The organism is Microcystis sp. BLCC-F210 (assembly GCF_042134685.1).
Taxonomy (GTDB): Bacteria; Cyanobacteriota; Cyanobacteriia; order Cyanobacteriales; family Microcystaceae; genus Microcystis; species Microcystis aeruginosa_D.
Map to the genome: position 1 here is coordinate 4,208,216 of NZ_CP169647.1, position 26,629 is coordinate 4,234,844.

Below are 26,629 nucleotides of genomic sequence, written 5' to 3' on the forward strand. Positions count from 1 at the left end.
TTTGTGTTCATCAGATTAGGTTTACTCCCAAGCTTTCTAGTTGTTGGTTTATCCAAGCTGTTGCCGTTTCTTCATCGGTTTCTATTGCTTTTTCTACTCCTATTTTAGCAATTTCTAAGAGTTGTTTGGATTTTTGCTTTAGTGCAAAAGATAACTTGATTTTCTCAACGATTTTTTGCTGTTGTGATATTGGCAACATTGGAATTAGTAAATTAGCTAAATCTGGTTGAGAAATGCTGTAATAAGCTACGCCATGAACTCTACGTTCAACCTGTAAGTATCCGAATTTTGAATTTAAAAATAGACTCACATATTCTGGTAAGATTTCTTGTTTAAAAACTGATGTCAAACGCAAAAGCATAATTTCACTGCTAATAATTGCATTTAACTCTAATTCGGTAACAACTGCGGAATTACCAAAGCTACCTTTGCGAGTAAACAGAATATCTCCAGTTTTCAGACCTACTGGTTTATCAATATCAGAGATTGTCATTGGAATTTTTACAGCACTTTCAAAATTAATTTGTCCATTTTTAACATCACCAACTCGAATGTAAGGTGTACCTTCTTCTGTGTACTCTCGATAGTCAAAACCGTTTTGAATTGGCTCAATCAAACTACCTAATCTTTGAGAATGAAAACTACAGCTTTGAATAGCTTCCTCTACTTGATAAAATTTCGGTTGATAATACTCAGCATCTAAGCGTCCAGAAGACAAAAAAGACTCAGAAAAACTCTTAACGGCGATGCTTTCTTCTGTGGGTTTCCAATCTTTTAAACCAAGTTCTGTTAATAGTAAATCTTCAGCTTGTTGGTAAAGATTACAGCTTTTTGTTTCCATCTCAAATGCAGACAGTAAAAGTCTTTCACACTCATTTTGAAATTGTTTACTTATCTCTGGTAATTTTAGGTTTCTAACAGTATCCGTTGATATTGTTGGTTGAGCAACCGTTTTGACTGATCTCATAATCTGTAAAAGCCCATATTTTGAGTTAAAAAATACACTTAGGAAATAAGAACTATAATTCTCACCCTTCAATTCAGTAGCAATAATATTTGGACTTATAGTTACTTCATTTTGTGTAAGAACACCACATCTAACATCACCAACTCTAGAGAATAACAATGCCCCCTTGTGAAAAAGCTTTAACCTCTTTTCTACAATGTCGCTCTCAGAAATATAAACTAAATTAGTATTCTCAACCTTGAAATTTACTAAATTGAAAGGTCTAACTACTATTACACCAGTCTCTTGATATGTATCGTCCTGAATAGTCGATCCAAATGGACCGCATGTAATTGATTGTGTGTATTCTTCTAATCTGTGATTATTTTTAAATTTTTTGCTAATTAATATAAACTCTTTTTGAAAGAAGTCATTATCAATTCTAAAGACATCATTTTCGCTGAGAACTTCAGAGAGAGTTAACTCAACCGCTTCCAACCTATCCATTAACTGCTGATATTTAACCGGATCAAAAGCTCCCCCCTTACTCAGAGGGGAAAGGTCAAAAAAACTTAAATTCTCCTTTTTAGCAAACTCAATAAACGCCTCAGCGATACCATCTTCCGTTAATCCATCATGATTAAAAAGATCATGATCCACAATCCAATGATTATGTTTATCTAAGAGAAAATCCCCCGAATCATCAGACACTTTAACATAAACTTTTTCCCCAGAATTATCCTTGCCTGACTTCTGCATCGTCGCAAAAAAGATATTATAATCATCCTGACGAGGACAAAGTGCGCCTATTTTGGGATCATCATTCCATTTTTGCACCAATAACACCGAGGTTTTTGTTCCTGTATGGGGTTTAAAAGTATTACCATGTAATCCCACCACTGCTAAAATTCGACATCTTTCGGCAATAAAATCCCGAATATTCTTATCAGAGGAATTATTAAAGCGTCCTTGGGGTAAAACAATCGCCATTCTTCCCCCCGGTTTCAAAAAGTCTAGATTGCGCTCAATAAATAAAATATCGCGTCCTACCTTAGTTTCCCATTTACCGTTAGGCTTTTTTGCCAAGTCATAACGAGCAATCATGCGCGGTTCTTTGATATCACCCGCAAAAGGTGGATTTGCCATCAAAATATCGAATTGAAACTCCCTATAGTCTGGACTTCCCTTTGGACGGAGTTTTTTCAAGCGTCTGAAACCTTCATGATAAACATCATCCCATTCTTCCTGTTGCGTCACCTCATCCCATAATTCATAATCTAGGGTGTTTAAATGTAGTACATTTGTCTGTCCATCTCCAGCAATCAGATTGAGGGTTCGTGCTACTCTCACCGCTTTTTCATCAAAATCAATAGCAAACACCTTTTCTTCCACATATTCCTTACAACGGGGTGGCTTTTCTTCCAATGAAAATAAATGACTTACTTCTAATCCCTCATCCTCTAGAATCTGCCGCCAAACATGAAAGATCGTATGTACTGGAAAACCCGATGAACCAGCTGCGCTATCAATCATATATTCATCTTCTTGGGGGTTAAGCATTTTTACACACAGATCAATCACATAACGAGGGGTGAAAAACTGTCCTTTTTCCCCTTTACTGCTTTGATTGATTAAATACTCAAATGCTTCATCAATTACATCCAAATTGGAGTTAAATAGCTTCACATTCTCTAAAGATGACACACAAACTGATAAGTGAGAAGGTGTGAGACTAATCTTGGCATCCTCACTAAATACCCCTGGCCATTTTTTCTTAGCTTTGTCAAAAAGATCCTGAATTTTCGTTTTTAATGCGCTTTCTGTTTGTCCTGTATTACGAAACTCCAGAGAACGAGTAGAACGTCGATTACCCTGTCCAGAATACCATTCATCATAGAGCTTGGCAAAAATCAGCTTAAATAATTCCTCAAAGACATCTACCCCCGCATTTGCTAATACCTCATCTTCCATTTCTTCGATTAGCGTTTTCAGAGATTTATTTTCTTTGACTAACTTATCATTGGCGATTAAATCATCTAAAGTGAACTTAATCTGGAGAATATCTGCTAGGGTTTGATTAGAGTTAGGGATATCTGGAATATCTTCAAAATAATTGGGATCTTTGCGTTGATAATAGGAAATCTGATCGCCGTTCGTCCAGACAGCCATCGGCGAACCAGTGCCGTTACAATAGGAACGTAGTTGTGCTTTTCCTTCCTTGAGTTTGGGTTTTTTTACCTCTACTAAAATATAAACCGTGTTCGGACGATCTTTGTCCATCACCGCAATATCTGCTCGTTTTACCTCTCTGCCAAAATTCACCCCATACTCCACCTGAATGCGACTGAGAGGATAATTTAAGCGATCGCTTAAAACCCTTAAATATAATTGTCTAATCGCTTCTTCTGGGGTAAGTTTAATCTCTTTTTTCCTTACTAAGCAAATTGTATAAGGAGCTTCCCCATTTTTCGTCTTTTTAAGCGTAATTGCCTGCTCTAATTGCTCAATTTCCGTCGGCGTAAACTGGGACAACTTATAACTTGAGTCTTTGAGAATATCAGCTAATTTCATAAGTTAAAGATGATAGAGATAAATAACAATTTTTATACCAAGCATTGAAAGTAATCCACGCTTTGACAAATTGAGTTAAGTAATCTATTGACGCAAGACTTTTCCGTGGACAAGCCGGTAGGCATGACTTGAGATCATTGTATTCTTGGCTACTAACTTAAGTTAAAGGTAGATGGGGACTTAACTTTTCCATTGGATCGAATTTTTTAAGATTCTTTCGATGTTTGCGGTTTCTCATCTCGGCAAAAGCGAGAAAACAGCGATCGCATTTGGGGCAGCTTTACCGTGGCAATTGTCCGTGACTCAATATCTGTAATAATCTAATAAAGCCCTTGTAAACCTTCTTGAAGCTCTGGGTTTTCGTCTTGATCGAGATGCACAAAATCGCCCTTAGATGAGAATTAGTTTACAAAAATTTACATTTGGAGATAAGGAGCAATGAGTCAAGTTTCCGGTACAGATGTTCCCGATTTGGGTCGTCGTCAATTTATGAACCTGTTGACCTTTGGTACAATTACCGGAGTAGCAGCGGGGGCTTTGTATCCGATTGTTAAGTATTTTATTCCCCCCTCGGCCGGTGGTACGGGTGGCGGTGTCACCGCTAAAGATGCCCTCGGTGATGATGTGATTGTCAGTCAATTTCTGGCCAGTCATAACGCTGGCGATCGCACCTTAGCCCAAGGTTTAAAAGGCGACCCCACCTATTTAGTCGTCCAAGAGGACAAAACCCTGGCCAACTATGGAATTAACGCCGTCTGTACCCACTTAGGTTGTGTGGTGCCTTGGAATGCCAGCGAGGAAAAATTCATGTGTCCTTGCCACGGTTCCCAGTACAATGCCGAAGGAAAAGTAGTTCGCGGTCCAGCGCCTCTATCCTTAGCCCTCGCCCATGCCAACGTCACCGATAATGATAAAGTCGTCTTCTCCACTTGGACGGAAACCGACTTCCGCACCGGTGAAGAACCCTGGTGGTCCTAGATTATTCAATGTGACGAGATTTGGAATTATTTAACCGATAGAGATGAGAACATTCAACTTTTTAAGCTTCCCGCAAGTCCACAGACAGGCCCTAGTGAAAGCTGTCCTCGTGGCGATCGCTACCGTTTCCCTACTCCTAACCAGCGATGTCATTAACCCCCAATCTGCCCAAGCATATCCTTTTTGGGCGCAACAAACCGCCCCGGAAACCCCCAGAGAAGCGACCGGTCGGATTGTCTGCGCGAACTGCCATTTAGCCCAAAAACCCGCCGAAATTGAAATCCCTCACTCGGTATTACCTGATAGCGTCTTTGAAGCAGTAGTAAAAATCCCCTATGATCCCGCCAGTCAACAGGTGTTAGGAGACGGATCCAAGGGGGGTTTAAACGTCGGTGCAGTCTTAATGCTACCGGATGGTTTTAAAATCGCGCCTCCCGATCGCATTCCCGAAGAAATGCAGGAAAAACTCGGTGGAGTCTATTTCCAATCCTACAAAGAAGGTCAAGATAACGTGGTTATCGTCGGCCCCTTACCCGGAGATCAATACAAAGAAATCGTTTTCCCCGTCCTGGCCCCCGATCCTAGCCAAAATAAGGCTATTCACTTCGGTAAATATGCTGTGCATTTAGGGGCCAATCGCGGTCGCGGTCAAGTGTACCCCACCGGTGAACCTAGCAATAATAACGCTTTCAAAGCCTCTGCTGCTGGTACAATTAGCCAGATCAGCAAAACCGAAGCCGGTGGTTATGAAGTGACCATCGCTTCCCAAGCTGGCCCCGTGGTGGAAAATATTCCCGCAGGTCCTGAGTTAATCGTCTCGGAAGGTCAAGCGATCGAAGTGGGACAATTTTTAACCAGTAACCCCAATGTCGGCGGTTTTGGTCAAAAAGAGACGGAAGTTGTCCTGCAAAATCCCGGCCGGATCAAAGGATTAGTCTTATTCCTCGGTGGTATTATGCTCTGCCAAATCCTCTTAGTTATTAAGAAAAAACAAGTGGAAACAGTACAAGCGGCCGAAATGAATTTCTAATCGCAATATTTCGGTTATTTTTGCTAGAAAGCGGGTTATTTGCCCGCTTTTTAGCTTTGAGTCAGGAAAACGCTCGCTGCCGTCTGATACAATCGGTTCAACTTAACCGATAAGTGTCAATTTTTTATGAATCAGTCGCTTGTTCCAGTCATTCTCGCCGGGGGTAAAGGGGAACGTTTTTGGCCCCTCAGTCGTTTAGCGCGTCCGAAACAGTTTCTCTGTCTTGATGGTAGTGGTCGCAGTCTTTTACAAGCAACGGCCGATCGTCTATTATCTTTAGGCGCAGGTTGGGAAAATCTCTGGGTAATTACCGCTAGTGCGATCGCTGATGGAGTCCGCGAACAACTGCCCGATTTACCGGAGAGTAACCTATTAGTGGAACCGGTGGGCAAGGATACGGCCCCGGCTGTGACTTGGGCTACTTTAGAAGTGATAAAACGTTATGGTAAGGAAGTGGCGATCGGTTTTTTTCCTGCCGATCATTATATTGGTGATCAAGAGGCTTATATTAACACTTTAAAAGCGGCCGTAGAAGTGGCCGTCAGCCAAAAAGCGATCGTTACTTTAGGGATTAAACCCGATTATCCCTCCACCGGTTACGGTTATATCGAACAGGGAGAAAATCAGGGCGAATTTAATGGTTTACCCGTCTATAAAGTGAGTCGTTTTACGGAAAAACCTGATCGCAGCACGGCCGAAAAATTCCTAGAAACGGGACTTTTTAGCTGGAATAGCGGAATGTTTATCTTTCAGGGACAAGTGGTTTTAGAGGAGCTAAAAACCCACGCTAATAATATTTTACAACCTCTGAGCGATCGGGGCATCGCTGCCTATGAGGATTTAGAGAAAAAAAGTATCGATTATGCTTTGATGGAAAAAACTCAACTCGCTTACGTTTTACCCGCTAATTTCGGTTGGGATGATCTAGGAGATTGGAATTCTCTGGAAAGATTACTAGAAGCAAAGGGCAAAAATATCGAACTGGCCAATCATGTCGGTTTGGACACGGAAGGGGCTATTATCTATGCTAGTGATGAGGAAGAAGCGATCGTTACTATTGGTTTAAAAGATCTGGTAATTGTTCGCGACGGGAAAGCAACTCTCGTTGTCCACAAAGATCGTACCCAAGATATTAAACAGGTTCTCAAGCAATTACAAACCGATCCCAAATTAAAGAAATTTTTATAGGATCGATAAGTACCTAAGTAAAATTAATTACACATCTAAGCCATCAGCTTTTTCAGTAATCAGTGATCAGTAACCAGTAACCAGAGAAAAGACAGTAGGAAACTTTTATTTAATACTGCTCACTTAAAACTCAAATCTGATAACTGATAACTGATAACTGATAACTGAAAGGGGTACATCTCATTTTTGTAAATCTACTAAGTTGGGATTTTTTAAGGGAAACTCTCTACTAAAATCGGGCGTTACTTTCGGTTTTATCGCTCAATCCAAGCTTTTGGGGGGTTCTACCCCCCAAACCCCCCGTCGGGGGACGAAGCGCCTCCCCCGAACCCCCCGCGCATTAGTTTTTTTGTGGGATGCTTACACGCAGCTGCTGATATATCTGTAATAATTTAAGAGTCACTGATAATTGCTGATTATCGGTATTTCTGCAAATGTGGGATGCAGCCATCGATAAGTACCTAACTTACCCACTGATAACTTACCCACTAATAACTGATAACTTACCCACTGATAACTGATAACTGATAACTGATAATACTGTGTTCTCACTCCCCCAAACCAGTCAAAGACAAAAAGAAATCCTTGAGATAGTTCTCGGCAACGGTTGGGACTATATGCGCGGGGTTTTAACCCTAGGAAAAACAGAAAATCCCCAGATTCCTACCCCAGAAGTTCTCAAAAAAATCCTCGTGGAATTGGGTCCTTTTTATGTCAAATTGGGACAGTTACTTAGTACCCGTCCCGATCTGCTACCTGCTAATTATATCGAGGCTTTAACTGCCCTACAAGCGCAAGTTCCTCCCGTTGCTTGGAAGGATATAGAAATAGTCATCACTGAACAGTTAGCAAAACCGATCGAACAGGTATTTAAGTATATTAATACCCAACCGATCGCCGCAGGATCGATCGGGCAAATTCATCGGGCAACTTTATTATCTGGGGAAGAAGTAGCGATTAAAGTCTTGCGTCCGGGGATTGAAAAAATTGTCGCCCAAGATAGTGCCTTAATTAAGGGAATTGCTGATTTAGTTGCCCTAACAGAATTTGGTCAAAGTTACGACGTTGTTGACTTAGCAGAGGAGTTTATTAAAGCAGTTAATGCGGAATTAGATTTCACCCAAGAAGGTCATTATACTGACCAATTACGCTATAATTTAACCCAGAGTCGTTGGTCAGAACCCAAACAGTTAGTTATTCCTAAAATTTATTGGCACTTAACTAATTCTAGGCTATTAGTGTTAGAATGGTTAGAGGGAAAACAAATTTTAGAGGCTGATGTTTCTAGACCGCCAACTGAGCAAGCAATTTCCCAAAGAAAAACCGAAATAACTAGGATTTTGTTTCGGTCATTTTTTCAACAAATTTATATTGATGGCTTCTTTCATGCCGATCCTCACCCGGGTAATATTTTCTATCTTGATGATGGTAGAGTAGCTTTAATTGACTGTGGTATGGTGGGCAGATTAGACCCGCAAACTCAACAAATTTTAACAGAATTGTTATTAGCAATTGTTGACTTAGATGCGAAAAGATGCAGTCAACTAACTATTAAACTATCCGAGTCAGTAGTCCCGATTACTTTAGTCCAATTAGAGGTAGATTATGAGCGGATGTTGCGAAAATATTATAACCTCAATTTAAATCAAATTAACTTTAGTGAGGTAGTTTATGAACTTTTGCAAGTTGCCCGTCGCAATAGAATTAAACTCCCGGGTAATTTAGGTTTATTCGCCAAAAGTCTCGCTAATCTAGAAGGAACTGCCCGAAAATTTAATCCTGACATTAATATCCTAGAAGAAGTTAAACCGCTATTAACTAATATTCTTGAACAACAGTTAATCGGTAGCACTCCCCTACAAACTGCCCTAAGAACAGTTTTAGACTTGAAATCTTTTTCCTTGAAATCTCCTCGTCAAATCGAAGTTTTACTAGATGGTTTAACCTCAGAAACTTTAAATGTTAATCTGAAAATTCGGGAATTAGATAATCTCCGTCGCAGTTTAGATAATTCCGCTAATCGACTAGCTTTTAGTGTGATTATTGGCTCCTTAATTATCGGGGCTGCTATTGTTACGGCCAGCGCCCAATCTCGGCAATTAACTATTATTAGTACCGTATTATTTGCTACAGCTAGTTTTATCGGTTTATGGTTAGTTGTCGGTATCCTGCGATCGGGAAGATTGCGCTAGAAATTATCGGCATTAAATTAAGATTTGTTGTTGTAAAAATTTCGCCCACTGACTAGCCAATTCAACTTCAGTAAAGGGAATTTTTTCAGGTGATCGCTCCTTAAAAATAAATTCTAGAAAAGGGGAACCTTGGGGGGGAAGAGCATCTAAATCCACCACTTGATTATTAACTAACAGACGGATTTCTTTGACCTCCTCTAGGGAAAAAGTTTGTAAATTAATCACTCCCTTACGAGTTGGTTTTCCCCAGGTGATAATTCTATCTTTTTGACCTAAGACAGAATATATATCATACTTAGCTCGATCGAAGTTTTCCGCCCATTCTCGATAGATTTCCACTTTTTGGTATTCATTCCAACCACTCCAAGCCAACCAAATAAACAGAATTAATAAAGGTGTCCACAATAAACCGCGTTCCATAAACTATCGCCCCGAAATTCTAGAATCTGATAACTGATAATTGTCTGCGATCTTGACGAGAAAATTAATTCTGCACGACTACTTAGTACAAACGCTTACGTGGGCGATAATTAGCCACGGATTCCACTAAACCCAAAGCGATAAAATTGGTTAATAAAGATGAACGTCCATAACTTAACCAGGGTAGAGGAATCCCTGTAATCGGGGCTAATCCCACGGTCATGCTAATATTAAGAATTGCCTGAAAAGCGATCATTGAGAGAACACCGATCGCTATTAAAGAACCAAAGTTTTCTTTAGCAGTATTAGCAATGACTAACAAACGCCAACAAACTAACCAGAAAGCTATTAAAACTAGAATACTGCCAACAAAACCGAGTTCTTCCCCGACTACCGAGAAGATAAAATCGGTGTGTTGTTCGGGAATAAAATTTAATTGGGTTTGGGTGCCTTGGTGTAATCCCCGTCCCAATAATTCTCCCGATCCGATGGCAATGCGGGATTGAATTAATTGATAACCTCCCCCCAAAGGATTCTTTTCTGGGTCAAGAAATAGGGTTAAACGATCTTTTTGATATTCTTTTAATAAACCCCAAAAAACCTCGCCTAATTTACCCACTGCCAGATTAGTTGCCACCACGAGGAAAGTAGATAAAAAACGGTAGGGAAGGGTAAACCAAGCAAGTACAGCGATGATAATTGCTAAAACAATCCAAGCAGGAAAAAGTAAATTAAACAGAAAAACCGATGCGAGAGGAGATAAGAGGATAATCATCCAAGGCAGTTTCGCATTAGCCCAGTAAATCATGCCTAGGGTAATTGCACCAAAAACTAATCCTGTCCCCAGGTCCGGCTGCGCCATAATTAATACCCAAGGGATGGCAGTGACGAAAAAGACACGAGCGATCGCAAAAAGATTATCGGCGGGACGATGATGTAGGAGGGCTGCTAGGGTGATAATTAAACCTACCTTGGCAAATTCCGACGGTTGCACGTTAAAACTGCCGATATTAATCCAACTTTGCGCCCCATTCGCCGTCACCCCTAGGATAATTACCGCGATTAGGGAGAGATTGGTGAGAAGATAGGTTAACCAGTGCCATTTCAGCAGACTTTCGTAACGACAACGGGCCAGAAATAAAGCGATCGCCACTCCCACGCATCCGAATAACCAGTGTTGCCACCAATCGAGAGCCGTGGTATGTCTTTCGGCACTACGAATCATTAAACCACCGAAAACGGTTAAACCCGTCACCAAAACGAACAAAAGCCAATCAATTTGGGCTATATCCCGGAAAATAAAGCTAAACTGTTCGTTAAAACCGCTTAGTTTCCTTCTAACAAGGGACTGTCTTCTCACCATTTCTCTCCCTACATTTACTGACTAACTATAGGCTGCCACGGATACTTTCGCCGCCACCTGACGAGCGATCGCTATTAGGGCTTTAGCTGAGGCCGATTCTGGTTGCCCTAAAACTACTGGTACACCAGTATCACCGCCTTCCCGGAGGGATATTTCCAGAGGCACACATCCCAGTAAAGGAATGCCCAATTCTTGCGAGGTTTTTTCCCCACCACCGGACCCAAATAGATCATAGGAGCGATCAGGCTGATCGGGGGGGATAAAATAACTCATATTTTCCACGATACCCAAAACCCGCGCCCCTAGCTGTTGGAACATTTTTAAACCCCGACGCGCATCAATTAAAGAAACCGTCTGGGGAGTGGTGACAATCACCGCACCGGCTAGGGGGACCGATTGAATTAGAGTTAATTGTGCATCCCCAGTACCGGGAGGCATATCGACGATTAAATAGTCTAAATCGCCCCAGTTGACTTGATAGAGAAACTGACGGATAATGCCGTTTAACATCGGACCGCGCCAGATTACCGGTTGATCGGGGTTGATCAAAAAGCCCATGGAAACCATTTTGATGCCATGGTTAAAAGCGGGTTCCAATATCTCGCCATTTGCACCCTGTACGGTTACTTGTGCGTCATTTAAGCCCAACATTGTCGGCGCGTTGGGGCCGTAGATGTCCGCGTCTAATAGCCCCACTTTTGCCCCTAAATGAGCCAAGGCGACGGCGATATTGACAGCCACGGTACTTTTTCCCACACCGCCCTTACCACTGGAAACGGCGATAATATTTTTAACCCCCTCCACACCTTGGCGATCGGGTAAAGCTTTTTGTTGCGGGGTTTCGGCAGTTACATCCACGGCGACACTTTCCACCCCGGGCAGCTGTTTAACGGCTTTTTGGCAGTCTTCCACGATAAATTCGCGTAAAGGACAGGCGGGAGTGGTCAAAACTAGGGTAAAGCTAACTTTTCCGCCATCGATCGCCACATTGCGGATCATGTTCAATTCCACTAAGCTTTTTTGCAGTTCTGGATCTTGAACGGGACGTAATACTTCTAAAATCGATGCGGTATCAAGGGGCATGGTTTCAGTGTCTCTAGTCAAGTATTGTTCTTATGGTTATTTATCTTAACCTTGTGGGGGTTGGGTGTTGGATGGTGTTGGGGTTTTAGGGTTTTAGGGTTTTAGGGTTTTAGGGTTTTAGTTGAAATTCCCCCACTTCCCCACTTCCCCATTCCCCCATTCCCCATTCCCCCACTTCCCCACTTCCCCACTTCCCCATTCCCCCACTTCCCCATTCCCCCATTTCCCCATTCCCCCATATCTCTATCCCCCCATATCTCTAGATCTCTAGATTACGGTAATAGGATCGCCGACTTTAATTGTACCTATCTTTTCGGGGACGACATTTTCTCCGAACATGATACCTCCGGGGAAACGGCGAAAAGTGCTTAAGGTTTTTAGAGGTTCCTGTTGGGGATTTCTCCTACCTGTTTCTTGATCGGTGGTGGTGATAATACAGCGACTACAGGGTTTAACTAGGGCATAATTTATCTCTCCAATTGTGATCTTTTGCCAACTACTTTCGCTAAAAGCTCGATCGCTACTAATAACAATATTAGGCCGAAAACGATTCATCGGCACTGGTGCAACTAAACGTTGATTTAAGTCCTCTAAAGAAGCAGTATTAGTTAATAAAATTGGATAACCATCGGTAAAGCTGACGGGAGTATGATCGTTCCCTGCATAGCGAGGATTCGCAGGACGTGGATAATCGGGAGATTGTCGCACTAAACGACAGGGAATGTCGAGAATTTTCTCAAACCATTCGGCGATTTCATCTCCTTGATCCATGGCTATGGTTTGGGATTCCCAGATTTGAACCGCTCTTTTTTCTCCTGTGAAATTAGGCTGAAAAGTCAGGGAATCTTGAGATGTTTTCAGAGAAAAGTTATCTCCTGTAATCGTGACAGAAACGGTGGCTAATTGCGGATATTCCCTTTGGGTGATAAATTTACCCTTGCCATCCACTAACATCATTTCTCGATCCCAGAGTAAACCTTTAGGAGTCACTTCAGCTTGGGATAATTGAATACCTCGACAGGATTTAATCGGGTAGATATAGAGATCAGTAACCTGCATTTTCTTTCAGTAGTTCTACATATTTTTTCGCCACATCTTCCCACGTCCAGAGATTAATTTTATTGGGAATATCTTCGGGTAACAAGCGAGGAATTGGATTGAGGATAAATTGTTCTAAACAATTGGCTAAACTGTCCGCATCTCCCCTAGGATAGAATTGCACTCTTTCGGGACAATTATATAATTCTACCTGTTCTTGAAACACTTCTAAATCGGAAGCGATAACGGGAATACCTTGTAAAATTGCTTCCGCTATTGCTAACCCAAAACCTTCGTATTTTGAAGGAAATACCACACAGGAACAGGTTTGATAATAAAACTGCAAGGTTTCATAGTCTTGATAACCTAATCCTTTGATATGACTCTGGAAAATTTCTTGATTTTCCTGATAAAGTTGGGTACATTCTTTGAGATAGTCTTGGTATTCTTGGGTTTTGGACTGTTGAGACAATTGCAGATTTCCACTAACTAGATTATCGGTTTCTTTACCAATAAAAACTATTTGAAATTTTAAACCTTTTTTCGCTAGTGTAATGGCTGCTTTCAGTAAAGTTAGATGATCTTTGTAGATACCAAAAGAGGAGGGAAAATAAAAAGTAACTAGCTCAATTTTGACTAAATCAATCTTGGGATGAGACTGCTCGACAAATCCCGCTAAAGGTACAGCTTTTAACTTACTAGCATAGGTAGCATTGGGAAAAACTTTTAAAACATCGTCTTTAGTTTTTTGGGAAATTGTGAACAGTAGATCGGCATTATCTAACCATTCTTTTAAGACTTCATTGTAGGGTTCTTGATAGGATTCTGAGTAAGTTAAGGGAGCAAATTGCCAAAAGACATCATAAATAATGCCACTTAAAGTAACCTTGACATTGGGTGGAGAAATCCGATTAGTCATTCCATACAAACAGTGATCAGCTTGGTAACGCTTGATAATCTGATTAATTCTTGCTTCGATGCGTAAAAGGTCAATTCTACGAGAGAAAAGACGATGAATCGAAGTCAGTCTTAGGATTTTGTAAAAATTCGCTATAAGATCATAAAAATAGATTAATTTTGTCTCAAAACTCTGGGAATAAAAAGCAAAATCTTCGTAGATGAGTTTGTCAGAAGCAGGCATCAAAGACTTAAAATATTCAATTTCCTTACGAGGAAGAACGATAATAATTTGTTCGACGTATTCTAATAAGCTAGGTATTAAAGAGATAATCACTCTTTCTACTCCTCCTTTGCGATAAAACACGATCGGAATGACAATTTTCATAAATTTCCCTGTCGATAACTGGCAATAAAAAGATTGATTTTTGACTTGAACCCATTATATGATAGGCTCGAATTGTTCTACTGAGTCGAGAAATCGAGTTAAATTCAAGGAACTAAGACTCTATCACCCATCGCCCCTATTTTTCCTCAATCTTGGAGAAAAAGAGTGTCACAAGCTACTCCATCCCTACAATCTAATCTCAAACAATGGCTACGAGCCAGCGCACCTTCTCTATTTCAAATTAAACAACGTTTAAGCTCCCGTCGTTGGCCAAAAAAATCGATCGTTATTTACACAGAAAAATATCGTCCCATGCTTCCGGCGGAAATTTGGCAACAGGGGGCCAGTGGTACCCAAGCATCGGTGGCTTTTTTAGCGCAAGAATGGACGAAACGCGGCTATAAAGTGACGATTTTTGGCAATTGTGAGGGCATGGAAGGGGAACAGGACGGTATTCGCTATGTTAATTATTACCGCATGAATTGGCAGGATCACTTTGAGACATTGGTGATCTCTCGTCATCCCACCTATTGCCGTCCTGGTACTAAGGCAGAACGAATTTTTTTTGATTGGCAAGATATTAAAGTTCCGGCAGCCTCCTATACCCCCGAAATTTTGGCTAGATACGACAAAATTTTCTGTAAGAGCCGATATCAAAGGGATTTACTGGATTTCTGTCCCGATCATCAATGTCCAATTGTTCCTAATGGTATCGATACTTCTCTTTTGACTGTAAGTGAGACGGTGCCAGAAAGTGAGTATCTTCCCTATCGTCTAGTCTATGCCTCTCGTTATTATCGCGGCCTGGAGTCGATGTTAAAGCATGGCTGGCCGATTATCAAGACGGAAATCCCAGAGGCAGAATTACACCTCTACTATGGTTTTACTCAACGGGATGGCATTGGCGATCGCAGGGAATGGCGGGATAATTTAATCGCTTTGATTAAAGCTAGTGCGGGGGTAGTTGATCGCGGAATGATCGGTTATCGTCAACTAATCGAGGAAAAAGCGCGCTCTGCCATTCATTACTACGGTTGCACCTATCGTGAGATCGATTGTATTTCCGTGCGCGAGTCAGCAGTGGTGGGCTGCCTGCCAGTGGTGACGGATTTTGCTGTTTTTCGAGAAAAAGACTACTGTGTGAAAGTGCCGGGGGAAGTAACCGATCCAGCTACGCAGGAAGCTATAGGCTGGAAAATTGTTGAATTACTGAAAAATCCCCAGCTTTTGTCCCAAGAGCGCCAAAGATGTCGTCAAATTGCCCTAAATGACACTTGGGAGCGATCGTCCGCCACTTGGTTAGATGTGATTGAAGCGGATTCTTAGGCAAGCATTTCTTCTAAAACCCCGGCTACCCTTAGGATTAAGTCTTCGCGATCGGGAGCGGCGATGATTTGCAAACCTAAAGGTAGCTGGGATGGACGTTTAATCGGCAAAGAAAGGGCAGGTAAACCGATAAAAGAAAAAGGTTGGGTAAATATGCCTAAATTAGGTCTAATTAATAGCTCTTGCCCGTCAATAATCATTTTTTCTACTCCTAACGGCGGCGCAATACAGGGAATCGTCGGGGTGAGGATAATATCGACTTCGGTGAAAATCTCTCGCAGACGATCGCGATACCAACGGCGAAAACGTTGAGCCTGTAAATACCAGCTAGAGGGAATTAATGCCCCTGCCAAGAAGCGATCCCGGGTTGCGGGGTCAAAATCCTCTAATCTGGTCTGTAAACGCGGTAAATGCCAATTTGCTCCTTCTGCAGCGGTAATTATATAGGCGGCTGCCCTGGCGCGGGCGGTTTCGGGAATGGTGATTTTTTTGGTCACTCCTAAACGTTCGGCGATCGCTGTCACCGCCTCGAATACTTCCGGTTCGGCTCCCTGCTGAAAATAATCATCGGCAAGGGCTATTTTTACGCCCTCTAAGCCACTTAAAGGAGCTTTAAGGTTATTTTTGGCAAAAAGACTCCAAATAGCCGCCATATCCGCCACATTGCCGCTAAAAAATCCCGGATGGTCTAAACTACTAACGAACAAAAATAAGCCCTGACGGGATACGCGCCCAAAGGTGGGTTTTAGCCCCACCACGCCACAGCAAGCGGCGGGAACCCTCACGGAACCATTAGTGTCGGAACCGAGAGCGAGAGGCACTAAATTAGCGGCAACGGCAGCGGCGGAACCGCCGGAGGATCCTCCCGATACGCGACTAGGATCGAGGGGGTTGGGAGTTGCCCCATAATGGACATTTTCGGTGACAAAACCGTAGGCGTACTCATCCATATTGGTCGCCCCCACCAAAACTGCCCCGGCTGCTTCTAGGGTTTGAATAGCGATCGCATCTTGTCCGGCGGCAGGGTGATCTCGATTGATTTTGGAACCGGCAAGGGTGACAATACCCTTGATATCACAGAGATTTTTGACGGCGAAGGGGACTCCTGCTAAGACACCGACGGGTTCACCATTGGCGATCGCTTGATCGATTTTTTGGGCTTGAGCGAGCGCCCTAGGGTGTAAAATGTCGGTGAAGCAATTTAAATGGGGATTTTTTGCCTCTATCTCCGCCAAAGTCTGGCTAATAACTTCTAAGGCTCTAGTTTGACGATTTTGGATCGATCGAGCTAAATTGCACACAGAAATAGTCATGGTTCAAAGCTGAGGGCGCTTTCCCCGTCATCCTCTAAGGGAAATTCTGTCACTAAACTGGCGATTTCTTGCAAGCGTTGCCAGTTTTCAACCACAGAATTTAAATAGCGATCGGGAATGGTTAAATCTAGGATTTTCGCCATGATTATAACGTATTCTTCTGGATTATTCATAGAGGTTGCATTCCATATTTGTGATTCAAAGAGGGCGAATGCAATTCGCCACTACAATAAATAATATTATTGCGCCAATAGTAGTGGCGCACCGTGGTCAGTGAGTTTATCGAACTGCGTGTACCCAAAATGTCATCTAGACATTTCGACCAAATTGAGATGCAGCCTTCATAGATTTCGTTCTGGTTGGGGTGAAGGAAATCAAGATTTGCTTGAAAGCAGCGCTCAGGAATAAAATCGACACCTAGTTAAGCTGTGAAAATTGCTAGGATATAAGAGAAAATCTCCTGTAAATACAATAGCTATCCCTAGGGAGGAAGTATAACTTAAATTTGTTCTTGACTCCCGACTCCCCAGCATCATAACCTGAGATATGATCATAGAACTGTATATTGAGATATTTTCCCCTCCTTCACCTCCAGATTAAATTAAACTTATATATGACTAAAAACAAGAGGTAACAAGTCTCCCCTAGCAAGGGTATGAAAGTTAAAATCTTTCTGATTTTAAGATACTGATAACTGATAACTGATAACTGATAACTGATAACTGATAACTGATAACTGATAACTGATAACTGAAATGACCATCTTACAAGACGAGAAACTTCTCTTTACTCCCGCAATACCCCACAGTGATGCCATTAAAACTATTTTTGCTTTTCCTAATCAGTATTCCGTGGGTATAACCAGTTTAGGTTATCAAATTGTTTGGGCAACTTTAGCCCTGCGATCGGATATACAAGTTAGTCGTTTATTTACGGATTTTCAAGAATCTTTACCCCGTTATCCCGAATTAGTTGGCTTTTCCTTTTCTTGGGAATTAGACTATGTTAATATCCTCTCGCTGTTAGAATCTTTAGAAATTCCTTATCACAGTCATCAACGGCAAGATCAGCAGGCGATAATTTTCGGAGGTGGACCAGTTTTAACCGCTAATCCCGAACCTTTTGCCGCTTTTTTTGATGTAATTTTATTGGGAGATGGTGAAAATTTAATTGCTGATTTTATTAATGCCTATCAAGAGGTAAGAAACGCTGATCGCCCGACAAAACTCCGTCATTTAGCCCAGGTTTCGGGTGTGTATGTTCCTAGTTTATACACTGTTAATTATGACAGTCCCGAAGGTGAGATTACGGCAATTCTACCCATAGATAATAATGTTCCTACCTTTGTTAGTAAACAAACCTATCGCAGTAATACCCTTTCAGCTTCTACGATAGTAACAAAACAAGCGGCATGGGAGAATATTTATATGGTAGAGGTGGTGCGAAGTTGTCCAGAAATGTGCCGTTTTTGTTTAGCTAGTTATCTAACTTTACCCTTTCGTACCGCTAGTTTAGAATCCCTAATTCCCGCCATTGAAAAAGGTTTAAAAGTGACTGATCGCCTGGGTTTATTAGGTGCTTCCGTCAGCCAACATCCCGAATTTGAAACCTTGCTTGATTATCTTTTTCAACCAAAATTTGAGGGAGTTAGACTCTCGATCGCTTCAGTTAGAACTAATACTGTCACGGAAAAATTAGCCAGAATTTTATCTCTAAGAGACAGCAAATCAATTACTATTGCCGTAGAAAGTGGTTCCGATCGCCTACGGGAAATTATCAACAAAAAGTTAGCCAATGATGAAATTATCCAAGCTGCCATTAATGCCAAAGCGGGCGGTTTAAAAGGGATAAAACTCTATGGTATGGTGGGAATACCGGGAGAAGAAACTGAAGATATTGCGGCGACTATAGAAATGTTAATAGCATTAAAAAAAGCTGCCTCTGGACTGCGAATTTCTTTTGGTTGCAGCACCTTTGTGCCTAAATCCCATACTCCTTTTCAGTGGTTTGGCGTTAATAAAATGGCCGAAAAAAGATTAAAATATCTAGAGAAACAATTAGGTAAACAGGGCATAGAATTTCGCCCAGAAAGTTATAATTGGTCAGTGATTCAAGCGCTATTGTCTAGAGGCGATCGCCGCTTAACTTCCCTGTTAGAATTAACCCGTGGCTACGGTGATTCTTTAGGCAGTTATAAACGGGCTTTTAAAGAACTAAAAGGACAAATTCCCCCTCTAGATTATTACGTTCATCAACAATGGCGTTTAGAACAGGTTTTACCCTGGAGTCATTTACACGGTCCTTTATCCTCAAATGTTTTATTAAAACACCTGGAACAATCCCAAACAAAAAGGTAAAATATGGCTAATAAGCTAAGACACATTTAAACAATGCCTTGACTATCAGAACCCAAATGAGGTATTCTATCAAGATAGATCGGATATTGGTGCAATTCAGAATTGAATTGGCGTTTTTATTAACTATCAATCTCGATTAAACCATTAATTTAATCTTAGTTGATCAGCCCATGAGCCAGAAAAATGATACAGTTACCCTGCTTTTATCCCTGCTGATTACCCTAATATTTTTTGGGGCTGGTAGTTGGTGGTTATACAATCGTTTTCAAGGAAAAAATAACCCAACCAATCTTTCTGAAATCGAGAAAATATCACCAGAGCAAAAATCGGTATCGGCACAAGCAAAATTTAGTCAAGGGGAAAACTTATTAATAGTTGAAGGGGCTTCTTCTGACAAACAAGCTGCTATACAGGCACTCGGAAAAGGAGACTTTCAGCAAGCAGTTTACCTCCTAGAAAAATCCCTGCGAGCTAATCAAAATGATCCCGAAGCTCTCATCTACTTAAATAACGCCCGTATTGGTGAAGCTAAGTCCTATACTATCGCCGTTTCCGTGCCAATTGGGAGCAATATCAACACCGCCCTAGAAGTTTTACGAGGAGTTGCCCAATCTCAAAATCAAATCAATCAAACCGGAGGAATTAATGGCATTCCTTTAAAAGTTCTCATTGCTGATGATGCTGATAATCCCGAAATTGCTGCTCAAATTGCCCAAAAATTAGCGGCTGATAACAGCATTTTAGGAGTAGTAGGACACACTAGCAGTGATACCTCTTTAGCGGCGGCTGCTATCTATCAAAAAGCGGGATTAGTAATGATTTCCCCCATCAGTACCTCAGTTAAACTCTCCAATTTTGGTGACTATATCTTTCGTTCTGTTCCCAGTGATTTTGTGGCGGCACGGGCATTAGCTGAATCTAGCTTGCAAAAAATTCCTAACGTCAAGGCAGTGGTATTTTTTAATTCCCAAAGTAATTATAGTCAATCCCTAAAATCTGAATTTACCACCGCTTTAGGATTAGGAGGAGGTCAAGTGGTGAGTGAATTTGATTTATCTTCCCTCACTTTTACCCCTTCTAAAAGCCTCCAACAAGCTCAACAGGAGGGAGCAAATCTCATCGCCCTTCTTGGGGATAGTGGTACCCTAGATAAGGCTTTGCAGGTGGTTCAAACCAATGGTCAAAAATTACCGATTGTGGCGGGTGATGACGTTTATAGCCCCAAAACTCTGGATGTAGGCGGAAAAAATGCCCTTGGCATGATTGTAGCTGTCGCTTGGCATTTGGGGGCTAATCCGAATAGTCCTTTTGTCAATAATTCCCGCCAATTGTGGCAAGGAGACGTAAATTGGCGCACTGCTACTGCCTATGACGCTACCCAGGCTTTAATCGCCGGCATTAAGGCAGAATCTAGCCGAGAGGGAGTTCAACAGGCGTTAAGAAGCAGTGATTTTTCTGTCCCTGGGGCGACTAATCCAGTGCGATTTTTACCCTCTGGCGATCGCAATCAATCGGTGCAATTAGTGGTAGTTCAACCCGGTTCTCGTTCTAGTTTTGGGGTGGATTTTGTGCCAATTTCTCGATAAAATAAAAACTAAATCAAGATGAATTATAAGTAAGTATTTATAATTAAATTGAAGATAGATTTTACCCCTGATTCCCCCTTAATCCCCCCTTGATAAGGGGGGTGTCTGACAACTTTTAGCACCTACCTACTTATGTTAGAAACTCCCCCTAAATATTCAGTTCTCGGTTTACCGGTTCATCTTCTCGATAACTACAGTCGTTGGTTAATTGATCGCGCCTATCAAGGTTTTGGTTCCCACGTTGTCACTCTTAATGCAGAAATGGCAATGTTAGGGGAAAATGATGCTAAAGTAGCCCAAGTTATTCGAGAAGCAGATTTAGTTATTCCCGACGGTGCTGGGATTGTTATTTACTTAAAATTAAGGGGCAAAAAACAACCCCGCTGCCCCGGTATTGAATTATCAGAATCCTTAATTACTGAGTTAGGAATGCAGGGAGAGAGTTCTCCTATTGCTTTTTTTGGTGGTAAACCGGGGATTACAGAAAAAGCGGCAAGTAATTGGCAAAAAAAGATACCTAATATCCGTATTCTGGCTAACCACGGTTATCTATCCTCCGAGGAAATGTCCGATTGGATTGAGGTATTAAAAGATCAACAACCGCGGTTAATTTTAGTTGGTTTGGGAGTACCCCGACAGGAATATTGGATTAGGGAACATCGATATCTCTGTCCCCAAGCTATCTGGGTAGGGGTGGGGGGTAGTTTTGATATCTGGTCCGGGACAAAAATCCGCGCCCCTCGCTTTTTCTGTGACAATAATTTAGAGTGGTTGTATCGACTCTATCAGGAACCTTGGCGCTGGAAAAGAATGTTAGCTTTACCTAAATTTTTCTGGCGCTCTCTTTTTTATTCCTAGCAATAAGTACCTAAGCAAAATTAATTACACATATCTAACCACCTCTTGCCTCTTGCCTTTTGCCTTTTTGCCTTTCTTCACTAGGAAATTTATTTTGCACGACTACTTAGTTATTATAAATTCTTTTCGATAAAGGCAATCACTCGCTCTAATCCTTCCCGTGTTTTTAAGTTGGTGAAGATAAAGGGTTTATCCCCGCGCATCTTTTTGGCATCTCTATCCATCACCCCTAAATCTGCCCCCACCATCGGGGCTAAATCTATTTTATTAATTACCAATAAATCCGATTTGGTGATACCTGGTCCACCTTTGCGAGGGATTTTATCCCCGGCTGCCACGTCAATCACATAGATGGTTAAATCTACTAATTCGGGGCTAAAGGTTGCCGCTAAGTTGTCGCCACCACTTTCCAGAAAAATTAGCTTTAAGTTAGCAAATTTTCTCTCTAACTGTTCCATGGCAACTAAGTTAATTGAGGCATCCTCGCGAATAGCTGTATGGGGACATCCTCCCGTTTCTACTCCTAAGATTCTTTCCGGGGCTAAAGCTTGCGATCTCACTAAAAATTGGGCATCTTCTTGAGTATAAATATCATTGGTGACTACGGCGATCGGATATTGATCCCGCAAATTTTTACACAGGGCATCGAGCAGGGCTGTTTTTCCTGAACCCACCGGACCGGCAATTCCCACGCGCAAGCAAGACATAGTTTTTTCGGGAAAAAGTGAAAAGGAAAGGGTTAAAAATCTTGGGGCTATCGGATAGAAAAAAGAGGGGTTCGCAGGGCGACACGGATTCCCATTATAATAAAAGGTTAACACAAATCCGAGAATTTGTCAAGCCCTTTTGCCAATAAATTTGGGCAAATTATCGGCAAAAAAATCACCAAAAGTCAGTGATTTGGTAGCCAAAATCCGTTAACATCTGCCTAAATAGGGGCAAACTTAAACCGATAACATTACTATGACATCCCTCTAATCTTTCCACGAATAGACCCCCCTTTCCTTCTAGGGCAAAACAGCCGGCACATTTGAGGGGTTCTTCGGTGTCAACGTAGGCAATAATTGTTTCATCGCTGATATTGGCAAAGTGAACTTTAGTAATCCCACAACGAGTCAAGGTTTGATTATTAACTCGATCAATTAAAGCATGACCTGTATAGAGTGTACCCACCTGACCGCGCATTTTTTGCCAACGATCAATCGCTTCTGATTTATCCTTGGGTTTGCCATATACTTCCCCCGCTAATTCTAAAACGGAATCACAACCAAGAATTAATCCTGTATCAAATTGGGGGGCGATCGTTTGCGCTTTACATTGGGCTAAAGTTTGGACAAGATGGAGAGTATCATCAGCATTAATTGTCGATTCATCAAAGTTACTCACCCGCACAATCGGATCGATTCCGACCATTTGTAATAGTTTTTTACGCGCAGGAGAAGCAGAAGCAAGAATCAAAGAAATAGACATAAGTTTTAAAGTAAAAAGTCAAAAGGATAAAAGTTAGGTAGGGTGGGTTAGGCAATGAAAAATTATTAGACTTAATTATCAATTTATCTATTTGCCGTAACCCACCATCAGTTATCAGTTATCAGTTATCAGTTATCAGTTATCAGTTATCAGTTATCAGTTATCAGTTATCAGTTATCAGTTATCAGTTATCAGTTATCAGTTATCAGTTATCAGTTATCAGTTATCAGTTATCAGTTATCAGTTATCAGTTATCAGTTATCAGTTATCAGTTATCAGTTATCAGTTATCAGTTATCAGTTATCAGTTATCAGTTATTAGATTTGAGTTTTAAGTGACAGTATTAAATAGAAGTTTCCTACTGTCTTTTCACTGTTTACTGATTACTGATTAAGTAAGTATTTTATCTTTAATTGTGACCGGCTACCTAGTTGATGATAGGTGGTGCGTTACGACGGATTTTTACCTTTAAGTCAAAACAGGAATTTTTGCCGTCTAACGCACCCTACGTTTTACTATTGCCTATTGCCAGTGGTGCGTTACGACGGATTGTTACCTTTAAGTCAAAACAGGAATTTTTGCCGTCTAACGCACCCTACATTTTACTGAAAATTTCCTATCCTCTGACATTTAACTAACCGAGAAAGAATCAACGATAGTTTCAAAGAGTTCTTGAATTTGCGTCCAACGTTTTTGGGAAGTGGAAAGATTAAAAGAATAGAGTTTATTATTATTAACCGTGACGCTGGCCAGATTATGACGTTCTTGGCCGTTCGCTAATTTAACTTGATATTCGAGGATGTAATAATCTTTGCCGTCGATTTGATGGGATTCTGAGCGAATTAATTCTACTTCCTTATCAAGATTGGGGTTAAGACTGTTATTTTTCAGGAGACGATAGCCAACTTCCGAGGGGGTCCCTAAATCTGTTAAAGTTTTATTGTCGGGGACGGGGTTGATAATAACGCTTAAATTTTCGCTCGTTTCGATCAGGTCATGAAAAACCACATCTACTCCTGCAACTTTTTTCACATCCACCTGCGTCCACCCCTTAGGATACAAGAATTGATAGCCTTGGCTGCCACTGGTATATCCTTGCAGTCCAGCAATGGGAGTTGTACAACCGGTGAAGAGGAGGGTGGTAATTAGGAGGAAAGTCGCCAAAAGAGATTTAATCATGATATTTTGACCTGTAAGTAGGGCTGTTTAATTTTACCTTGAATTGTTTAGGTGAAGGGATTATGAAAATTAAGAAAAAATTGACAATTATTATCGCTATAGCCAGTTTTTTACTGACTGTCTCTCCCCTAAGCGCTCAAACTACCGCTAACCCCGTGAAAGCTGTAGAATTTTATAATCGGGGGGTGGATCGTTTAACCGCAGGGGATTACTCAGGGGCGATCGCCGATTTTACTCAAGCTCTACAATTAGAACCGAAGGATGCCGATGCTTACTATAATCGCGGCTATGCGGAATTAGTTCTTGGCCAGTACGAGCGAGCGATCGCAGATTATACCCAGACCTTGACAATCAACCCCAATTATGTTAATGCTCTCGGTAATCGTTGTTATGTGCATTATCTGACGAAAAAATACGAGGCAGCCGTGGAGGATTGCACAAAAGCGATCGCTTTAAACGGAAATTTTGCTGATTTCTTTATTTATCGCGGTAATGCTAAGGATGACTTAGGTAAACACCTAGAAGCGATCGAGGATTACACAAAAGCTTTGAGTTTACAGGGAACCAGAGGACAGGATAGCATTTTCTATAATCGCGCCTTGGCCTATAACCGAGCCGGACAGCAGGAAATGGCTTTAAGGGACTATGATGAGAGTCTGAAAATCAATGCCAATTTTGCCGAAGCGTACCACAATCGGGGTTTGACCTATTATAAATTGGGAAACAGGGAAAAAGCGATCGCTGATTTAGAAGCAGCAGCTCGTTTAGCGTTATCTCAGGGTAAACAGGGGACTGCGGCTAAGTCTCAGTCAGCAGTGGCATTAATTCAGGGTCAAAAGCCCTAAAATGGGGAGTAGTTGTGATTTTAGCCCTAAAGAGGAGTGAACGAGGCTAAATCGCAACTACGAGGGACTAAATTTTAGCCAGCTTGAGATGCGTAAAAAGCGACGGCTAACAGTCCACCCACAAGTGTGATCGCAGCAACACCCCAGAAAATATAATTACGTTGTTCTGATTTAGTCGGGGGATCCGCTTGATAAACTTTCGGTTCAGCGGCGAAATTATTTAAGCGTCCACCTTCTTCGTTTGTATAAGGCATAATCAAAACCTCAAATATGACAATTTTTCAGGAAAAAAATCCTCTTATTACAATCGTACAACATATCAGCAACCGAGTCGGGGGTGTTGGAAATTCCCACGGGGATAACAATTCTCAGTCTTGGGGTAACTACTGGACTCTGCTATTTTTATTGGCGATCGCATTTCCAAGGATTGAAACTGCGAAAACAAGTTTAAAAAGGCTAATCATAGTAAATCCGTTTTTAATACTAAGTAGTCGTGCAAAATTAATTTCCTAGTAAAGATAGGCAAAAGGCAAGAGGGGGTTAGATATGTGTAATTAATTTTGCTTAGGTACTTATGATTAATACTAAATCCAGTTATTAATAACTGATTATTTATTCCCCTTTGGGCTGTTCTAGGTTCTGTGTGATAAGTTTAACTTACTATATGATTGCTCAATCTTTGTGTCCTTTGTGTCTTTGTGGTTCCCTTCACTCGCTCGCCAGCAGGACTGTATCTTAGAATACATTTTACCCACCAAATCCAAGAGATCCGCTAATCTTAGCTTGTCTTCCCAGTCACCATAAGTATTGTGAACCTTTTGCGGGGGGAGCATCTATATTCTTTGCCAAGGAAAGTGTAGCAGAGAATATTCTCAATGACAAAGATGAGGAATTAATGAACTGTTATCGACATATCAAAGATCATCTTAATAGTCTAATTGAATTATTAAAAGGTCTAAACGCTACCAAGGAATTACACAATTATTATAAAAATGAATTTCAACCAGCCAATGACCTAGAAAGAGCCATGCGTTGGTATTATCTAAATAGAACTTCCTACTCAGGAATTATGAAACTTGAAAATTGTTATTGGGGCTATGGTGATAAGTATTCTATGCGTCCTGAAAACTGGCCTTCTCACCTAAAAACCACTTCGGAAAAACTGCAAAATGTCAATTTATCTTGTTTAGATTTTGAAGATTTAATCAATCAATTACCCGATGATTACTTTTTATTTGTCGATCCTCCTTACTTTCAAGCAGATCAAAATAAATTCTATTCCTGCTTCTTCAGTCTAGAAGATCATGAAAGGTTATGTAAGACGTTGAAAAAACATCAACATCGATTTAAATTTCTTTTGACTTATGATAATTGCTCCGAAATTAGAGAAATGTATGATTGGTGTATTTCTTTACAAGATAATGAATGGAATTACACTATTAATCGAACTGATGATCAAAAAAATGGTTTAAAATTAGAACATGGTTATCAGAGTGAAAGACGCAAGGGCAAGGAGGTATTTATTGCTAATTATGATCTTCAGAAACCCACAAGATTCACACCTCTACAATTAAGTTTATTAGATGCATCTTGATTGCTAA

Annotated in this window: 22 protein-coding genes and 1 pseudogene; 11 read left to right on the top strand and 12 right to left on the bottom strand. The window is 41.1% G+C overall.

Features of this window, described 5'->3' with window-relative positions:
• Positions 1-10 precede the first annotated feature (10 nt).
• Positions 11-3,517, bottom strand: a complete 3,507-nt coding sequence (locus ACE3JL_RS20530) for an N-6 DNA methylase (protein ID WP_375328254.1) — start codon at positions 3,515-3,517, stop codon at positions 11-13.
• Positions 3,518-3,955: 438 nt separating this feature from the next.
• Here ACE3JL_RS20530 and petC point away from each other — a divergent pair, with 438 nt between their 5' ends.
• The 4 genes from petC to ACE3JL_RS20550 all read left to right on the top strand — a co-directional run bounded on the left by petC (position 3,956) and on the right by ACE3JL_RS20550 (position 8,905).
• The gene (petC, locus tag ACE3JL_RS20535) at positions 3,956-4,495 is read left to right on the top strand and encodes a cytochrome b6-f complex iron-sulfur subunit (RefSeq protein WP_271991295.1); all 540 of its coding nucleotides are present in this window, start codon (positions 3,956-3,958) and stop codon (positions 4,493-4,495) included.
• Between the two features lie 43 nt (positions 4,496-4,538).
• A complete protein-coding gene (petA, locus tag ACE3JL_RS20540; protein ID WP_375328255.1) occupies positions 4,539-5,525 on the top strand; it encodes a cytochrome f in 987 nt (328 codons plus the stop codon).
• A 126-nt stretch (positions 5,526-5,651) separates the two neighbouring features.
• Positions 5,652-6,713: a mannose-1-phosphate guanylyltransferase gene (locus ACE3JL_RS20545; protein ID WP_271991290.1), complete on the top strand. Its 1,062-nt coding sequence runs from the start codon at positions 5,652-5,654 to the stop codon at positions 6,711-6,713.
• Positions 6,714-7,255: 542 nt separating this feature from the next.
• Entirely contained in the window at positions 7,256-8,905 is a 1,650-nt protein-coding gene (locus ACE3JL_RS20550; RefSeq protein WP_271991287.1) for an AarF/ABC1/UbiB kinase family protein, read from the top strand.
• 12 nt (positions 8,906-8,917) lie between these two features.
• Here the strand turns inward: ACE3JL_RS20550 and ACE3JL_RS20555 are convergent, their stop codons facing one another.
• The 5 genes from ACE3JL_RS20555 to ACE3JL_RS20575 all read right to left on the bottom strand — a co-directional run bounded on the left by ACE3JL_RS20555 (position 8,918) and on the right by ACE3JL_RS20575 (position 14,094).
• Positions 8,918-9,325 carry a hypothetical protein gene (locus tag ACE3JL_RS20555; protein ID WP_271991285.1) on the bottom strand — a complete coding sequence of 136 codons (408 nt, stop codon included), beginning with the start codon at positions 9,323-9,325 and terminating at the stop codon, positions 8,918-8,920.
• Between the two features lie 82 nt (positions 9,326-9,407).
• Positions 9,408-10,688: a rod shape-determining protein RodA gene (rodA, locus tag ACE3JL_RS20560; RefSeq protein WP_271991283.1), complete on the bottom strand. Its 1,281-nt coding sequence runs from the start codon at positions 10,686-10,688 to the stop codon at positions 9,408-9,410.
• Positions 10,689-10,709: 21 nt separating this feature from the next.
• Complete coding sequence (locus ACE3JL_RS20565; RefSeq protein ID WP_002740457.1) at positions 10,710-11,771, bottom strand: Mrp/NBP35 family ATP-binding protein; 1,062 nt, start codon at positions 11,769-11,771, stop codon at positions 10,710-10,712.
• Positions 11,772-12,038: 267 nt separating this feature from the next.
• Positions 12,039-12,830 (bottom strand): MOSC domain-containing protein, encoded by a 792-nt coding sequence (locus ACE3JL_RS20570; RefSeq protein ID WP_271991277.1) that lies wholly within the window; start codon positions 12,828-12,830, stop codon positions 12,039-12,041.
• Complete coding sequence (locus tag ACE3JL_RS20575) at positions 12,817-14,094, bottom strand: glycosyltransferase (RefSeq protein WP_375328256.1); 1,278 nt, start codon at positions 14,092-14,094, stop codon at positions 12,817-12,819. The genes ACE3JL_RS20570 and ACE3JL_RS20575 overlap by 14 nt, the downstream gene beginning before the upstream one ends.
• Before the next feature lie 165 nt (positions 14,095-14,259).
• On the opposite strand from ACE3JL_RS20575, the gene ACE3JL_RS20580 reads away from it, so the two are divergent.
• Complete coding sequence (locus ACE3JL_RS20580; RefSeq protein ID WP_375328257.1) at positions 14,260-15,420, top strand: glycosyltransferase family 1 protein; 1,161 nt, start codon at positions 14,260-14,262, stop codon at positions 15,418-15,420.
• Here the strand turns inward: ACE3JL_RS20580 and ACE3JL_RS20585 are convergent.
• Positions 15,417-16,733, bottom strand: a complete 1,317-nt coding sequence (locus tag ACE3JL_RS20585) for an AtzE family amidohydrolase (RefSeq protein WP_375328258.1) — start codon at positions 16,731-16,733, stop codon at positions 15,417-15,419. The genes ACE3JL_RS20580 and ACE3JL_RS20585 overlap by 4 nt on opposite strands.
• Positions 16,730-16,906: a DUF4089 domain-containing protein gene (locus ACE3JL_RS20590; protein ID WP_002740449.1), complete on the bottom strand. Its 177-nt coding sequence runs from the start codon at positions 16,904-16,906 to the stop codon at positions 16,730-16,732. Before ACE3JL_RS20590 ends, ACE3JL_RS20585 begins: the two co-directional genes overlap by 4 nt.
• Before the next feature lie 582 nt (positions 16,907-17,488).
• On the opposite strand from ACE3JL_RS20590, the gene ACE3JL_RS20595 reads away from it, so the two are divergent.
• The 3 genes from ACE3JL_RS20595 to ACE3JL_RS20605 all read left to right on the top strand — a co-directional run bounded on the left by ACE3JL_RS20595 (position 17,489) and on the right by ACE3JL_RS20605 (position 21,534).
• Complete coding sequence (locus tag ACE3JL_RS20595) at positions 17,489-19,090, top strand: B12-binding domain-containing radical SAM protein (protein ID WP_375328259.1); 1,602 nt, start codon at positions 17,489-17,491, stop codon at positions 19,088-19,090.
• Positions 19,091-19,260: 170 nt separating this feature from the next.
• Entirely contained in the window at positions 19,261-20,676 is a 1,416-nt protein-coding gene (locus ACE3JL_RS20600) for an ABC transporter substrate-binding protein (protein WP_375328260.1), read from the top strand.
• A 132-nt stretch (positions 20,677-20,808) separates the two neighbouring features.
• A complete protein-coding gene (locus ACE3JL_RS20605) occupies positions 20,809-21,534 on the top strand; it encodes a WecB/TagA/CpsF family glycosyltransferase (protein ID WP_271991263.1) in 726 nt (241 codons plus the stop codon).
• A gap of 113 nt (positions 21,535-21,647) precedes the next feature.
• On the opposite strand, the gene ureG is transcribed toward ACE3JL_RS20605, so the two are convergent.
• Positions 21,648-22,241 carry an urease accessory protein UreG gene (ureG, locus tag ACE3JL_RS20610; RefSeq protein ID WP_271991261.1) on the bottom strand — a complete coding sequence of 198 codons (594 nt, stop codon included), beginning with the start codon at positions 22,239-22,241 and terminating at the stop codon, positions 21,648-21,650.
• A 175-nt stretch (positions 22,242-22,416) separates the two neighbouring features.
• The gene (locus tag ACE3JL_RS20615) at positions 22,417-23,004 is read right to left on the bottom strand and encodes a Maf family protein (protein WP_375328261.1); all 588 of its coding nucleotides are present in this window, start codon (positions 23,002-23,004) and stop codon (positions 22,417-22,419) included.
• A 434-nt stretch (positions 23,005-23,438) separates the two neighbouring features.
• Here ACE3JL_RS20615 and ACE3JL_RS20620 point away from each other — a divergent pair, with 434 nt between their 5' ends.
• Positions 23,439-23,642: a hypothetical protein gene (locus ACE3JL_RS20620; protein ID WP_375328262.1), complete on the top strand. Its 204-nt coding sequence runs from the start codon at positions 23,439-23,441 to the stop codon at positions 23,640-23,642.
• Here ACE3JL_RS20620 and psbP read toward each other — a convergent pair.
• The gene (gene psbP, locus ACE3JL_RS20625) at positions 23,635-24,183 is read right to left on the bottom strand and encodes a photosystem II reaction center PsbP (protein WP_375328263.1); all 549 of its coding nucleotides are present in this window, start codon (positions 24,181-24,183) and stop codon (positions 23,635-23,637) included. The two genes, ACE3JL_RS20620 and psbP, sit on opposite strands and share 8 nt — an antisense overlap.
• 62 nt (positions 24,184-24,245) lie before the next feature.
• On the opposite strand from psbP, the gene ACE3JL_RS20630 reads away from it, so the two are divergent.
• Positions 24,246-25,028 (top strand): tetratricopeptide repeat protein, encoded by a 783-nt coding sequence (locus tag ACE3JL_RS20630; protein ID WP_375328264.1) that lies wholly within the window; start codon positions 24,246-24,248, stop codon positions 25,026-25,028.
• 74 nt (positions 25,029-25,102) lie between these two features.
• On the opposite strand, the gene psb34 is transcribed toward ACE3JL_RS20630, so the two are convergent.
• On the bottom strand, positions 25,103-25,282 hold the full coding sequence (gene psb34 / locus ACE3JL_RS20635; RefSeq protein ID WP_108935633.1) for a photosystem II assembly protein Psb34: 180 nt from the start codon (positions 25,280-25,282) through the stop codon (positions 25,103-25,105).
• A gap of 518 nt (positions 25,283-25,800) precedes the next feature.
• Between psb34 and ACE3JL_RS20640 the strand changes: the two are divergent.
• Positions 25,801-26,622: pseudogene (locus tag ACE3JL_RS20640) on the top strand (DNA adenine methylase); the annotation flags it as partial.
• Between the last annotated feature and the right edge of the window lie 7 nt (positions 26,623-26,629).

Excerpts from the sequence above, each read along its gene's own strand:
- psb34 (WP_108935633.1), bottom strand. The coding sequence starts at position 25,282 with ATGCCTTATACAAACGAAGAAGGTGGACGCTTAAATAATTTCGCCGCT.
- ACE3JL_RS20620 (WP_375328262.1), top strand. The coding sequence starts at position 23,439 with ATGATAGGTGGTGCGTTACGACGGATTTTTACCTTTAAGTCAAAACAG.
- petC (WP_271991295.1), top strand. The coding sequence starts at position 3,956 with ATGAGTCAAGTTTCCGGTACAGATGTTCCCGATTTGGGTCGTCGTCAA.
- ACE3JL_RS20615 (WP_375328261.1), bottom strand. The coding sequence starts at position 23,004 with ATGTCTATTTCTTTGATTCTTGCTTCTGCTTCTCCTGCGCGTAAAAAA.
- rodA (WP_271991283.1), bottom strand. The coding sequence starts at position 10,688 with ATGGTGAGAAGACAGTCCCTTGTTAGAAGGAAACTAAGCGGTTTTAAC.
- ACE3JL_RS20565 (WP_002740457.1), bottom strand. The coding sequence starts at position 11,771 with ATGCCCCTTGATACCGCATCGATTTTAGAAGTATTACGTCCCGTTCAA.
- ACE3JL_RS20530 (WP_375328254.1), bottom strand. The coding sequence starts at position 3,517 with ATGAAATTAGCTGATATTCTCAAAGACTCAAGTTATAAGTTGTCCCAG.
- ACE3JL_RS20570 (WP_271991277.1), bottom strand. The coding sequence starts at position 12,830 with ATGCAGGTTACTGATCTCTATATCTACCCGATTAAATCCTGTCGAGGT.
- ACE3JL_RS20630 (WP_375328264.1), top strand. The coding sequence starts at position 24,246 with ATGAAAATTAAGAAAAAATTGACAATTATTATCGCTATAGCCAGTTTT.
- ACE3JL_RS20575 (WP_375328256.1), bottom strand. The coding sequence starts at position 14,094 with ATGAAAATTGTCATTCCGATCGTGTTTTATCGCAAAGGAGGAGTAGAA.
- ACE3JL_RS20545 (WP_271991290.1), top strand. The coding sequence starts at position 5,652 with ATGAATCAGTCGCTTGTTCCAGTCATTCTCGCCGGGGGTAAAGGGGAA.
- ACE3JL_RS20555 (WP_271991285.1), bottom strand. The coding sequence starts at position 9,325 with ATGGAACGCGGTTTATTGTGGACACCTTTATTAATTCTGTTTATTTGG.
- ACE3JL_RS20605 (WP_271991263.1), top strand. The coding sequence starts at position 20,809 with ATGTTAGAAACTCCCCCTAAATATTCAGTTCTCGGTTTACCGGTTCAT.
- ureG (WP_271991261.1), bottom strand. The coding sequence starts at position 22,241 with ATGTCTTGCTTGCGCGTGGGAATTGCCGGTCCGGTGGGTTCAGGAAAA.
- ACE3JL_RS20585 (WP_375328258.1), bottom strand. The coding sequence starts at position 16,733 with ATGACTATTTCTGTGTGCAATTTAGCTCGATCGATCCAAAATCGTCAA.
- petA (WP_375328255.1), top strand. The coding sequence starts at position 4,539 with ATGAGAACATTCAACTTTTTAAGCTTCCCGCAAGTCCACAGACAGGCC.
- ACE3JL_RS20595 (WP_375328259.1), top strand. The coding sequence starts at position 17,489 with ATGACCATCTTACAAGACGAGAAACTTCTCTTTACTCCCGCAATACCC.
- ACE3JL_RS20590 (WP_002740449.1), bottom strand. The coding sequence starts at position 16,906 with ATGAATAATCCAGAAGAATACGTTATAATCATGGCGAAAATCCTAGAT.
- ACE3JL_RS20600 (WP_375328260.1), top strand. The coding sequence starts at position 19,261 with ATGAGCCAGAAAAATGATACAGTTACCCTGCTTTTATCCCTGCTGATT.
- psbP (WP_375328263.1), bottom strand. The coding sequence starts at position 24,183 with ATGATTAAATCTCTTTTGGCGACTTTCCTCCTAATTACCACCCTCCTC.